Origin of the sequence: Streptomyces sp. NPDC008139 (assembly GCF_042957025.1) — a bacterium.
Classification (GTDB): domain Bacteria; phylum Actinomycetota; class Actinomycetes; order Streptomycetales; family Streptomycetaceae; genus Actinacidiphila.
Window position 1 is genome coordinate 288,636 of record NZ_JBIBHM010000005.1, and the last position, 12,440, is coordinate 301,075.

Sequence of the window (12,440 nt, forward strand, 5' to 3'; positions counted from 1 at the left end):
ATCGCGCAGAATGGGTGACAACAGGTGCGCCCGAAGACGCTCGGGCAGGGCCACGAAGGCAGAAAACCAAGGCGTCGAAGCGGTCCACAGGTCCGCTCCGCCCCGGTTTTCCGCGTCGGGTCCGTCGCGTCGCGGCGCACACGTGAGACGGCGTAGAGAGAGAAACGATTTCTGTGAGTGCTGCGATGCGAAGCCGTACCCCTGACCGCCTGTGCGCCGAGGCGGTCGATGTCGCGCTGGCTGTGACGGAGGAGGCGGCGGGGCCGCAGTCCGTCGGCGAGCACCTCGGCGTCGTCGCCGAGGGGGACCGCGTCGTCACCCACTACTTCGCCTGTAAAGAGCCCGCCTACCGCGGCTGGCGCTGGGCCACCACCCTCACGCGGGCGTCCCGCGCCAAGGTCGTGACCATCGACGAGACGGTGCTGCTGCCGGGCGACGACGCGATTCTCGCGCCCGAGTGGGTGCCGTGGAGCGAGCGGCTGCGGCCCGGCGACATGGGCCCCGGCGACCTGCTGCCCACCGAGGCCGACGACCTGCGCCTGGAGCCGGGGTGGACCGGTGAGGACGACGAGCGCTTCCCGGGCTTCCCCGACGGGTCGGCCGACGCCCCGGCCCCCGAGGGCGCCGCGGACCCCGCCGACGCCGACTTCGTGGTGCCCACGCCCGCGACGATCACCGCGGTCGCCGCCGAGATCGGCATGGGACGGCCGCGGGTGCTCTCCCGCTACGGCCTGCACGCGGCCGCCGACCGCTGGGAGGAGCAGTTCGGCGCCAAGACGCCCATGGCCCAGGCCGCGCCCGCCAACTGCGTGAGCTGCGGCTTCCTCGTCGCGATCAAGGGCTCCCTCAGCCAGGCGTTCGGGATCTGCGCCAACGAGTTCTCGCCCGCCGACGGCCGCCTGGTCTCCCTGTCCTACGGCTGCGGCGGCCACTCCGAGGCCGCCGTGATGCCCAAGACCCCCACGCCGCCGCCGATGGTCCTGGACGACATGGAGGAGACCGAGCAGGTCTCCCTGCACCCCGGCCGCGTGTCCCCGGCGGACGACGACGCCGCCGAAGCGGACTGGCCGGGCCGCTCGTAGCCGCGGTACCCCCGGCGGGTGGGCCGGGGGCGGCGGGGAACCCCGTGCGGGCGACCGCCGCGCGGGCGCGGCCCCATTGGCGGTACGGTCGCCCCGACAGGGGCCCGGCCGCGGGCCGCAGGAACAACCGGAGGGCCACGTGAGCCGCGCAGGGACCCGACCGACGGTCGTCACGGAAGCCACCAGCGACCCCTTCGGCACCGCCGCGCTCCGCGCGGGCGTGACCACGGCCTGGTCCGCGTCGGCCGCCCGCTTCCGTGAGGACGCGAACGCCGAGGAGGACCTGGCCCTCGGCGGCTACCGCGACCGCCTCGTCGTGGAACTGGCCCAGAACGCCGCCGACGCGGCGGTGCGGGCCGGCGTCCCCGGCCGCCTGCGGCTGACCCTCCACGGGGCCGGTGAGGGCGATGACGACCCCGCCCTGCTGGCCGCCGCCAACACCGGCGCGCCGCTCGACGCCGCCGCCGTCGAATCGCTGTCCACGCTCCGCGCCTCCGCCAAGCGCGACGACGGCCCGGCCGCCGTCGGCCGCTTCGGCGTCGGCTTCGCGGCGGTGCTGGCCGTCAGCGACGAACCGGCCGTGGTCGGCCGCACCGGCGGCGTCCGCTGGTCGCTGGCCGAGGCCCGCGCGCTGGCCGCCGAAGTCCCCGGCCTGACCGATGAGTTGCGGCGCCGCGACGGCCATGTCCCGCTGCTGCGCCTGCCGTTCCCCGCGGAGGGCCGCGCGCCCGACACGTACGACACCGTCGTGCTGCTGCCGCTGCGCGACGGCGCCGCGGGCGACCTCGCGGCCCGGCTGCTGGCGGCCGTGGACGACGCGCTGCTGCTCGCGCTGCCGGGCCTGTCCGAGGTCGTGGTGGAAACCCCGGACGGGGTACGGACCCTGACCCGCCGTCAGACCGAAGACGGCGACGTGGTCATCGAGGACAGCGACCGCGACGGCGCCGCCCGCTGGCGTGTGTCGTCGGCCTCCGGTGCCCTCACCCCCGACCTGCTGGCCGACCGCCCGGTCGAGGAACGGCTGCGCCCCGTCTGGTCGGTGACCTGGGCGGTCCCCGTGGACGAGGAGGGCGCCCCGGCCGCCCCCCGCACCGCGCCCGTCGTCCACGCGCCCACGCCCACCGACGAACCGCTCGGCCTGCCCGCGCTGCTGCTCGCCTCCTTCCCGCTCGACCCGACCCGCCGCCACGCCGCCCTCGGCCCGCTCACCGACTTCCTGCTGGCCCGCGCCGCCGAGTCGTACGTGGCGCTGCTGGCCGGCTGGCGGCCGGTCGACACCGGCGTGGTCGACCTGGTGCCGGGACCGCTCGGCAAGGGCGAACTCGACGCCGAGCTGCGCCGCAGGATCCTCGCCGAGCTGCCCCGTACCGCCTTCCTGCCGCGCGCCGCCGAGCCGCGCCCCGACGACGGCCCCGACAGCCCCGAGACGGCGGAGAAGGCCGCAGACGACGGCTCCTGGGACGGCGGCGGCCCGCTGGCCGGTGAGGCGCCCGCGCTGCGCCCGGTCGAGGCCGAGGTCGTGGAGGGCGCCACGGCGCAGGCCGTACGCGTCCTGGCCGAGGTGCTGCCGACGCTGGTCCCCTCCACGCTCGAACGGCGGCCCGCGCTGCGCCAGTTGGGCGTCGCCCGGCTGACCCTCGCCGACGCCGTGGACCGCCTCGCGGGCACCGAACGCCCCGCGGGCTGGTGGTGGCGCCTGTACGACGCGCTGGCCGGAACCGACGCCGACGTCCTCAGCGGCCTCCCGGTGCCGCTCGCCGACGGCCGTACGGTCGTCGGCCCGCGCCAGGTGCTGCTGCCGGTGCCGGGGGAGGGGGACGACGGCGACACGGGCGCGGTCGACCCCGCCGCGCTGGCCCGCCTCGGCCTGCGCGTCGCCCACGCCGACGCCGTGCACCCGCTGCTCGAAAAGCTCGGCGCGTCCCCCGCCACCCCGCGCGCCGTCCTGAACACCCCTCAGGTCAGGGCCGCCGTGGCCGCCTCGCTGGACGACGAGGGCGCCGCCTGGGACGACGAGAACGCCCTGGACACCGAGGAGTTGGCCGACACCGTCCTCGCTCTGGCCCGCGCCGCGGGGCTCGCGCCCGGCGAGGAGCCCTGGCTCGCCGCCCTCGCGCTGCCCGACGAGGAGGGCGAACTCGCCCCGGCCGGCGAGCTGGTCTTCCCCGGCAGCGCCCTGGAATCCGTCCTGCGCGAGGGCGAACTGGCCGCCGTGGACGCCGAGTTGGCCGAGCGCTGGGGCGAACAGCCGCTCGCCGCGGTCGGGGTGCTCGCCACCTTCGCGCTGGTCCGCGCCGCCGACGTCGTCCTCGACCCCGACGACCTCGAACCGCGCGACAGCGACTGGGCCGAGCCCGACGACATCGGCCTGCTCGACGCCGTCGACGTGTGGTGCGAGGACGTCCTGGACCGCCTCCCCGAGACCGACGTGCCGCCGGTCGCCACCGAGGTGATCGGCGTCCGCGACCTCGACCTGGTGGACGACGACGCCTGGCCGCAGGCGCTGGCGCTGCTCTCCCGCCCCCCGCTGCGCGACGCGATCACCGCACCCGTACGCGTCCTGCTCCCCGACGGCACCACCGACTCCGTACGCCCCTACGCCGCCTGGTGGCTCCGCGACCACCCCGTGCTCGACGGCCGCCGCCCGGTCGGCCTGCGCGCGGCCGGCGGCGACCCGCTGCTCGCCGGGCTCTACGACGAGGCCGCCACCGGCACGGCCGTGGACGAGCAGGTGCTGCGGGCGCTGGGCGTCCGCACCTCCGTACGCGCGCTGCTGGACGAACCGGGCGGGGCCGCCGAACTCCTCGCGCGGCTGGCCGACCCCGAGCGGCGGGTCACCCCCGCCCAGCTCCACCACCTCTACGCGGCGCTGGCCGAACTCGACCCCGAGCAGGTCACGCTCCCCGACGATCTGCGGGCCGTCGTGGACGGCGTGCCCCGAGTGGTCGACGCCGCCGACGCGTTGGTCGCCGACGCCCCCGACCTGCTGCCGCTCGCCGCGGGCCGCGCCCTGCTGCCCGTGCCGCCGCGGCTGGCCGCGGACCTCGCCGACCTCTTCCAGGTCCGCCGCCTCAGCGACGCCGTCGAGGCCCGTGTCGTCTCCGAGGGCGAGATCCACGACGTGCTGCCCGCCGTCCACGACCTGCTCCCCGGCGCCCCCGCCACGTACATCGAGCACGAGGAACTGCTCGTCACCGGGGACGTCGAACTCTCCTGGCGCTACGTCGACGGCACCCTGCACGCCTCCACGGTCGAGGGCGTGGCCGCGGGCCTGGCCTGGGCCACGGCCCACTGGCACCGCCGCTTCGAACTGGCCGCGCTCCTCGAAGACCCCACCCGTACCGAGGAGTTGGCCATGGACCGCTGGTTCGACTGACGGACCCTCAGGTGTGGGGGTTCACGCCTCGTCGCGCCTGCGCAGCCACCCCCACACCACTTCGAGCACCACTCCGCCCGCCACCGCGATACCGACGGCCGTCCACGGCATCTGCGTGCCCACCAGCTTCAGCGCGAAGAAGGACTGGAGCCACGGGACGACCAGCACGATCAGGAAGCCGACGCCCATCGCCAGCACCAGCGCGATCCGCCACCAGGTGTAGGGCCTGGCCACGATCGCCAGCACCCACACCTCCAGCAGGAACAGCGTGAGCGTGGCCGCGCTGGTCTCGGCGTCCAGCCCCCCGCCGCCGGAGTAGTGGTGCCGGGCCAGCAGGTACGACAGCATCGCCGCGAGCCCGCAGACGATCCCCGCTGGGGTCGAGTACCGCATGACCCGCCGGACGAAATGCGGCTTGGCCCGCTCCTTGTTGGGCGCCAGCGCCAGGAAGAAGGCGGGCACGCCGATGGTGAGCGTGGACAGCAGCGTGAGGTGCCGCGGCAGGAAGGGGTACGGCACCTGCCAGCACACCACCAGCACCGCGAGCAGCACGGAGTAGACCGTCTTGGTGAGGAACAGCGTGGCGACCCGGGTGATGTTGCCGATCACCCGCCGGCCCTCGGCGACCACCGAAGGCAGCGTCGCGAAGCTGTTGTTGAGCAGCACGATCTGGGCGACGGCGCGGGTGGCCTCGGAACCCGACCCCATGGAGACGCCGATGTCGGCGTCCTTGAGGGCGAGTACGTCGTTGACGCCGTCGCCGGTCATCGCCACGTTGTGCCCGCGGGACTGCAGGGCGCCGACCATGTCCCGCTTCTGCTGCGGCGTGACCCGCCCGAAGACGGCACCGTCCTCCAGCACTTGCGCCATCTCGTCCTGGTCGGTGGGCAGTTGGCGCGCGTCCACCGGGGCGTCCGCGCCCGGCAGCCCGAGCTTGCCGGCGACCGCGCCGACCGACACCGCGTTGTCGCCGGAGATGACCTTGGTCTGCACATTCTGCTCGGCGAAGTACCGCAGGGTGTCCCCGGCGTCGGGCCGCAGCCGCTGTTCGAGGACGACCAGCGCGTACGGGGTGACGGTCTCGGCCACCCGCGGGTCGTCGAGCGGGCGGTCGGTGCGGGCCAGCAGCAGCACCCGCAGGCCCTCGTTGTTGAGCTGGTCGATCTCGGCGAGCGAGCCGTGCCCGGTGGGCAGCAGCACGTCGGGCGCGCCGAGCAGCCACGTACTGCTGGTGCCGTCGGGCTCGTTGAAGGCGGCGCCGCTGTACTTGCGGGCCGAGCTGAAGGGCAGCGCCTCGGTGCAGCGCCAACCGCCGTCCGCGGCGGCGTCCTTGGCGGCGCTGTTGTCCTGGGCGCCGTCCTGGTTGCCGTCCTCGGAGCCGCCGTTGGAGCCGTCCTTCGAAGCACTGCCGCCCGGCTGGGGGTAGGCGTCGATGATGGCCTGGAGGCTGGCGTTGGGGCGCGGGTCGGAGGTGCCGAGCGCGGACAGGACGCGGGCGACGTAGTCGCGGTCCGCGCCGTCCAGCGGGCGCAGGTCCGAGACGTCCATGCCGCCCTCGGTGAGGGTGCCGGTCTTGTCCAGGCAGACGATGTCCACCCGGGCCAGGCCCTCGATCGCGGGCAGTTCCTGGACCAGGCACTGCTTGCGGCCCAGCCGGATCACGCCGATCGCGAAGGCCACCGAGGTCAGCAGCACCAGACCCTCCGGCACCATCGGCACGATGCCGCCGACCGTACGGCGGACGGCCTCGCTCCCGTCGTGGCTCTCCACCGTGAACTGGCTGATGATCAGGCCGACCGCGGTCGGCACCATCATCCACATCACGTACTTGAGGATCTGGCTGATGCCGTTGCGCAGCTCGGAGTTGACCAGCGTGAAGCGGGACGCCTCGTCGGCGAGCTGCGCCGCGTACGCCTCCCGGCCGACCTTGGTGGCGGTGAAGGCGCCGCCGCCCGCCACCACGAAGCTGCCGGACATCGCCTGGTCCCCGGCGTGCTTGAGCACGGGGTCGGCCTCACCGGTCAGCAGCGACTCGTCGATCTCCAGGCCGTCGGCCTCCTCGATGACGCCGTCCACGACGACCTTGTCACCGGGGCCCAACTCGATGAGGTCGCCGAGGACGATCTCCGAGGTGTGGATCTCGGCCGACGCTCCGTCACGGCGCACCGAGGGCTTGGACTCGCCGATCACGGCGAGGCTGTCCAGGGTCCGCTTGGCGCGCAGCTCCTGGATGATGCCGATCGCGGTGTTGGCGACGATCACGAAGCCGAAGAGGCCGTCCTGGATCGGACCGACCACCAAAATGATCAGAAAAAGAAAGCCGATGATCGCGTTGAACCGGGTGAAGACATTCGCCCGGACGATCTCGGAAGTTGAGCGGGAGGAGCGTACCGGTACGTCATTGACCTCGCCGCGCGCGACGCGTTCCGCGACCTCGCCGCCGGTCAGTCCCGTTTTCCGGGTGACGACCTCCGTGTCCGTGCGTTCCGTCATGGGTCCGACGGTACGTGGCGCCCGGCGCTTCTACCCGGCGGAGGTCCCTTCCTGACCGCGCGCCGCGGCGGCGCGACGGATCGCGGCACGCCGCGCGGTGACGTATTTCAGGCCGATCAGCCCGAGCCCCGCACCCGCCAGACAGGTCCAGATCAGCCACGTATGGCCGTGATCCGCGTACCAGCCGTAGAGGGGGAGCTGCACGACGAACAGCACGGCCCAGATGATCGTGCCGACTGTGACAGTGGCCACATCGTTGGCCTCCAGCGGCTCTGGGGCCTCGCGCAGGGGGGTCCGGTTGCTGCTCATGTGCCCATCGTAAGGGGGCCGGTCGCGGTGCCCGCGAGGTGGTGGCGGCCGTGCGGTTCAAGGATCTACGCGCGCAGATGGCGTTTGACAAGTTGTTTATTCATACTGAAGCAGCCACGCGCTGGCCGAATTTGTTCGTATGATCATCCAAGCTGAGCACCTTGAGGACCCGTATGCCGCCCGCCGCCCCCGGCCTTGACCGCTATTTCCGGATCTCCGAGCGCGGGTCCAGCATCCCGAGGGAGATTCGCGGCGGTCTCGCCACGTTCTTCGCGATGGCGTACATCATCGTGCTCAACCCGATCATCCTCGGCTCCGCCGTGGACAAGTACGGCCACCACCTGGTCGGCGGCCAGCTCGTCACCGCGACCGTGATCACCGCCGCCTTCACCACCCTGCTGATGGGCGTGGTCGGCAATGTGCCGATCGCGCTCGCCGCCGGGCTCGGCGTGAACACCGTCGTCGCCCTCCAGCTCGCGCCCAAGATGAGCTGGCCGGACGCGATGGGCATGGTCGTGCTCGCCGGTTTCGCGATCATGATCATGGTCGCCACCGGGCTGCGGGAGCGCGTGATGAGCGCGGTGCCGCTCGGCCTGCGCAAGGGCATCGCGATCGGCATCGGCCTGTTCATCATGCTGATCGGCCTGGTCGACTCCGGCTTCGTCACCCGTATCCCGGACGCCGCCCACACCACAGTGCCGCTCCAGCTCGGCGCCGACGGCCACCTCAACGGCTGGCCCGTGCTGATCTTCATCCTCGGCACGCTGCTCACCCTGGCGCTGATCATCCGCAAGGTCGCGGGCGCGATCCTGATCTCCATCGTCGCGATGACGGTCCTCGCGGTGATCCTGGACGCCGTCGCCGACATCCCCGCCGCCAACTGGGGCCTCACGGTCCCGAAGTGGCCCGGCAACCCGGTCGCCAGCCCCGACTTCGGCCTCGTCGGCAAGGTGAGCCTCTTCGGCGGCTTCCAGCAGGTCGGCATCCTGACCGGCGTGCTCTTCGTCTTCACCGTGCTGCTGTCCTGCTTCTTCGACGCGATGGGCACCATCCTCGGCGTCAGCGACGAGGCGGATCTGCTCGACGAGAAGGGCGACCTACCCGGCATCAACAAGGTGCTGATGATCGACGGCATCGCCACCGCCGTCGGCGGCGCCTCCTCCTCGTCCGCCAACACCTGCTTCGTGGAGTCCACGGCGGGCGTCGGCGAGGGCGCCAGGACCGGTCTCGCCAGCATCGTGACCGGCCTGATGTTCGTGCTCGCGCTGTTCTTCACACCGCTGGCCACCATGGTCCCGGCCCAGGCGGCCACGCCCGCCCTGGTCGCGGTCGGCTTCCTGATCCTTGCGGGCTCGGTCCGGGAGATCGACTGGAGCGACTTCACCATCGCGGTGCCGGCGTTCCTGACCATGGTGATGATGCCGTTCACGTACTCGATCACCAACGGCATCGGCATCGGCTTCCTGAGCTTCTGCCTGCTGCGGCTGGCCGCCGGCCGCTGGCGCGAGGTGCCGGTCGCGCTCTACGCCGTGGCCGCGGTCTTCGCCTTCTACTACCTGATGCCCGCGCTCGGCCTGCTCTGAGCCGGTGCCTGAGGGGTGGGGGCGGGTCCGCTCAGCGGCCCGTCCTGCCCGTAGAACCGCTCGGTCTCGTCGACGGCCGCCTTGAACCGTTCGTCGAAGTCGTCACGGATGAGCGCCTGGACCACATAGTCCTGGGCGCTCATTCCGCGTTTGGCGGCATGGTCGCGGATCCGGTCCCACAGGTCTGCGTCTATGCGGAGGCTGAGCACTCTCGATGCCATACGCCCAAAGGTCCCCGGACGGGGGGCCGCCGCGGGGGGCTTTCGGCGGCCATCTCACCCGTATGGGTGAGATCAGGGCACATGAGGGTTGAGTGGGGACCCGGTGGGCCAAGTTTTACTTAGGTTAGCTAATGAGCTAATCTAAGGAACGTGACCGAACTGTCCGAGGACGACCGCGCCGCAGTGAATTCGCTGCGCTCCGCCGTGATGCGCCTCTCCCGCCGACTGCGCCACCAGCGTGTCGACGAGACGCTCAGCCCGACCGAGATGGCGGTACTGGGCACCCTGGCCCGCTGCGGGTCCGCCACCCCTGGCGAACTGGCCCGCAGGGAACACGTGCAGCCGCCGTCGATGACCCGCATCGTGGCGATGCTCGAGGCCAAGGGGCTGGTCCGCCGGGAACCGCACCCCGACGACCGGCGCCAGGTCGTGGTGAGCCAGACCGAGCAGGCCGAGGCGATCCTCGCCGACGCCCGCGCCACGCGGAACGCCTGGCTGGCCCGGCTCACCGAGGGCCTGACCGACGAGGAGCGCGCGGTGCTCCGCGAGGCGGCTCCTGTCCTGGAGAAGCTCGCTCACCTGTGACCTGTACGACCTCGTACGACCTCGTACGACGCGCACGAACCGTATGACCTGCACGAGCTGTACGACCCGCACGAACGTATGACCGTATGACCTGCACGAGCTGTACGACCCGCGCGAACGTATGACCGTATGACCTGCACGAACCGTATGACCGTATGTACCGCACGAGCTGTATGACCCGTACGACACCTGTGCCGCGCGAGCCATCGGACAGCACGACCGACCACCTGTTGAAGGGGAGGCGAGACCCGATTGAGTTCGGCAGCCGGACCAGGCACCGTAACCGAACCTGACCGACCCGCGGACGGCAGGACGAGCACCTTCAGCTCGCTCAAGGTCCGCAACTACCGGCTTTTCGCGACCGGCGCCGTGGTGTCCAACACCGGCACCTGGATGTCGCGGATCGCCCAGGACTGGCTGGTGCTCAGCATCACCGGCTCGTCCTTCGCGGTGGGCATCACCACCGCGCTGCAATTCCTGCCGATGCTTCTCTTCGGCCTCTGGGGCGGCGTCATCGCCGACCGCTACCCCAAGCGGCAGATCCTGATCCTCACCCAGGCCGCACTCGGCCTCCTGGGACTCCTGCTGGCCTTCCTCACCCTCAGCGGTGTCGTCCAGGTCTGGCACGTCTACACGATCGCCTTCCTGCTCGGCGCGGTCACCGTGATCGACAACCCCGCGCGGCAGACCTTCGTCATGGAGATGGTCGGCCCGAGCCATGTGCGCAACGCGGTCTCGCTCAACTCCGCGAACTTCCAGTCCGCGCGCCTGATCGGCCCCGCCGTCGCCGGTGTGATGATCACGGCCGTCGGCAGTGGCTGGGCGTTCCTCTTCAACGGCCTGTCCTTCATGGCCCCGCTCGTCGGCCTGCTGCTGATGCGCACCTCCGAGCTGCACCGGGTCGACCGCGTGCCCCGCGGCAAGGGCCAGCTCCGCGAGGGCCTGCACTACGTGGCGGGCAAGCCGGAACTCATCTGGCCGATCGTCCTGGTCGGCTTCATCGGCACCTTCGGCTTCAACTTCCCGATCTGGCTCTCCGCCTTCGTCAACCAGGTCTTCCACAGCGGCGCCAGCACCTATGGCCTGCTCAACACCCTGATGGCGGCCGGTTCCCTGCTCGGCGCGCTGCTCGCCGCCCGCCGCACCCGTACCCGGCTGCGCATGCTGGTCGCCGCGGCCTGCGTCTTCGGGCTGCTGGAGGCCGCCGCGGCCGTGGCGCCCGCCTTCTGGATCTTCGCCGTCCTGCTGGTCCCGATCGGCATCTTCGGCCTGACGTTCAACACGACGGCCAACGCCACCGTCCAGCTCGCCACCGAACCCGTCATGCGCGGCCGGGTGATGAGCCTGTACATGATGGTCTTCGTCGGCGGCACCCCGATCGGCGGTCCGGTGATGGGCTGGGTGACCGACACCTACGGCGCCCGCGTCGGCTTCCTGTCCGGCGGCCTGATCTCCGCGGCGGCTGCCGCGGCAGTCGCCATCGTCCTGGCGCGGATCGGGGGCCTCCGGCCCCGTCTGAACCTTCGCCACGGCAGGATCAAGGGCCAGCCCCTGCTCTCCTTCGTGCCCCGCGAGCCGGTCACCGGCGACGTGGACGCCGAGGACGCGCCGGAGGCGGCGGGGGAGGGCGCTCCGGCGGCACCCTGCCCGGACGCGAAGACGCCGGCGCCTCAGGGCCAGGCGCGGGCCACGTCCCACGCACAGGATCGGTCCCAAGCCCAAGCCCAGGCCCAGACCCGGTCCCAGGCGCGGCCTCAGCCCCAGCCTCAGGACGACGAGTCGGCGCCCCGGCTCACCCCGGCCGTATGAGCCCGCGCGGGCTCGCGGGACCGGTGCGGGCGGCGGCCCCCGCCGGGTCGGTTCCGGTACCGCCGGTTCCGTCCCGGTCGGTTCGGGCACACCTGCTTACGGCACACCTGCTTACGGCACGCCTCGCTCCGGCCCGGCGGCTTCCGGCTCGCTGGGCCACGGCCCGCCCGGTTCCGGTACGGCCGGTCCTGTGAGGCTCTTCGTCGCGCTGCTGCCGCCACCGTCCGTCGCCGACGAACTGGCCGACGCGGTCGGCCCGTTGAGGCGTCTGCCCGACGCCTCGGCGCTGCGCTGGACCACCCGGGAGAGCTGGCACTTCACCCTCGCCTTCCTCGGCGAGGTGGCCGACCCCGTCAGATCCGAGCTGGCGGAACGCCTCGGGCGGGCCGCCGCCCGTCACGACCTCTGCGCACTGCGGCTGTCCGGCGGCGGCCGGTTCGGCGATCGCGCGCTGTGGGCGGGCGCCGACGGCGACCTGACCCGTCTCGCCGCGCTGGCCGACTCCGTACGGGCCGCGGCCCGGCGGGCGGGCGCGCCACCCGACGCGGAGCACGCCTTCCGCCCCCACCTCACCCTGGCCCGCACCCAGCGCGGCCACGCGGTGAGCCTGCTGCCCTTCGCCGACGCCCTCGCCGCCCTCCACGGGGCGGCCTGGAGCGCCGACACCCTCCACCTGGTCAGCAGCGCCCTGCCGCGCTCCGGGGTCCCCGGCGAGCAGCCCCGCTACACCACGGAGGAGTCCTGGCCGCTGGGCCGCCCGGCGGCCCACCGGCCGGAGGAGTGACCGGGGCCGGTTAACCTCGGGGTGTGGACCCCAAGACCCGTACCCGTGTGATGACCGCCGCCTTCGTCCTGATGCTCGTGGTGGTGGTCGTCGCCGCCGCGCTGGGCTGACCCGCGGCGGCACCTCCGGACCGTCCGTCCACACCGCCCGGCTGCGCGGGCCGCCTGGCCGCCTGGCCGTCCGGGCCGGACGTCGGCG

Annotated in this window: 9 protein-coding genes; 6 read left to right on the forward strand and 3 right to left on the reverse strand. The window is 72.7% G+C overall.

The window, feature by feature from the left end; translation table 11 throughout:
* Nucleotides 1-185: 185 nt before the first annotated feature.
* Nucleotides 186-1,082, forward strand: coding sequence for a DUF3027 domain-containing protein (locus ACFZBB_RS12610; protein ID WP_391120573.1), 897 nt, complete (start codon nt 186-188; stop codon nt 1,080-1,082).
* A 139-nt stretch (nt 1,083-1,221) separates the two neighbouring features.
* Nucleotides 1,222-4,458 carry a sacsin N-terminal ATP-binding-like domain-containing protein gene (locus tag ACFZBB_RS12615; RefSeq protein WP_391120575.1) on the forward strand — a complete coding sequence of 1,079 codons (3,237 nt, stop codon included), beginning with the start codon at nt 1,222-1,224 and terminating at the stop codon, nt 4,456-4,458.
* Between the two features lie 21 nt (nt 4,459-4,479).
* Here the strand turns inward: ACFZBB_RS12615 and ACFZBB_RS12620 are convergent, their stop codons facing one another.
* Together ACFZBB_RS12620 and ACFZBB_RS12625 are read right to left on the reverse strand one after the other, a co-directional pair.
* Nucleotides 4,480-6,951, reverse strand: coding sequence for an HAD-IC family P-type ATPase (locus tag ACFZBB_RS12620; RefSeq protein ID WP_391120577.1), 2,472 nt, complete (start codon nt 6,949-6,951; stop codon nt 4,480-4,482).
* A gap of 30 nt (nt 6,952-6,981) precedes the next feature.
* Nucleotides 6,982-7,260, reverse strand: coding sequence for a DUF2530 domain-containing protein (locus ACFZBB_RS12625; RefSeq protein WP_391120579.1), 279 nt, complete (start codon nt 7,258-7,260; stop codon nt 6,982-6,984).
* A 173-nt stretch (nt 7,261-7,433) separates the two neighbouring features.
* Between ACFZBB_RS12625 and ACFZBB_RS12630 the strand changes: the two genes are divergently transcribed.
* Nucleotides 7,434-8,843: a solute carrier family 23 protein gene (locus tag ACFZBB_RS12630; protein WP_391121095.1), complete on the forward strand. Its 1,410-nt coding sequence runs from the start codon at nt 7,434-7,436 to the stop codon at nt 8,841-8,843.
* Here ACFZBB_RS12630 and ACFZBB_RS12635 read toward each other — a convergent pair.
* A complete protein-coding gene (locus tag ACFZBB_RS12635) occupies nt 8,813-9,064 on the reverse strand; it encodes a ribbon-helix-helix protein, CopG family (protein ID WP_391120581.1) in 252 nt (83 codons plus the stop codon). The two genes, ACFZBB_RS12630 and ACFZBB_RS12635, sit on opposite strands and share 31 nt — an antisense overlap.
* 207 nt (nt 9,065-9,271) lie before the next feature.
* On the opposite strand from ACFZBB_RS12635, the gene ACFZBB_RS12640 reads away from it, so the two are divergent.
* From ACFZBB_RS12640 to thpR, 3 genes are all read left to right on the forward strand, one after another.
* On the forward strand, nt 9,272-9,649 hold the full coding sequence (locus ACFZBB_RS12640; RefSeq protein ID WP_391121098.1) for a MarR family transcriptional regulator: 378 nt from the start codon (nt 9,272-9,274) through the stop codon (nt 9,647-9,649).
* A 252-nt stretch (nt 9,650-9,901) separates the two neighbouring features.
* Entirely contained in the window at nt 9,902-11,458 is a 1,557-nt protein-coding gene (locus ACFZBB_RS12645) for an MFS transporter (protein WP_391120583.1), read from the forward strand.
* A gap of 190 nt (nt 11,459-11,648) precedes the next feature.
* Nucleotides 11,649-12,242 (forward strand): RNA 2',3'-cyclic phosphodiesterase, encoded by a 594-nt coding sequence (gene thpR / locus ACFZBB_RS12650; protein ID WP_391120585.1) that lies wholly within the window; start codon nt 11,649-11,651, stop codon nt 12,240-12,242.
* Nucleotides 12,243-12,440 lie beyond the last annotated feature (198 nt).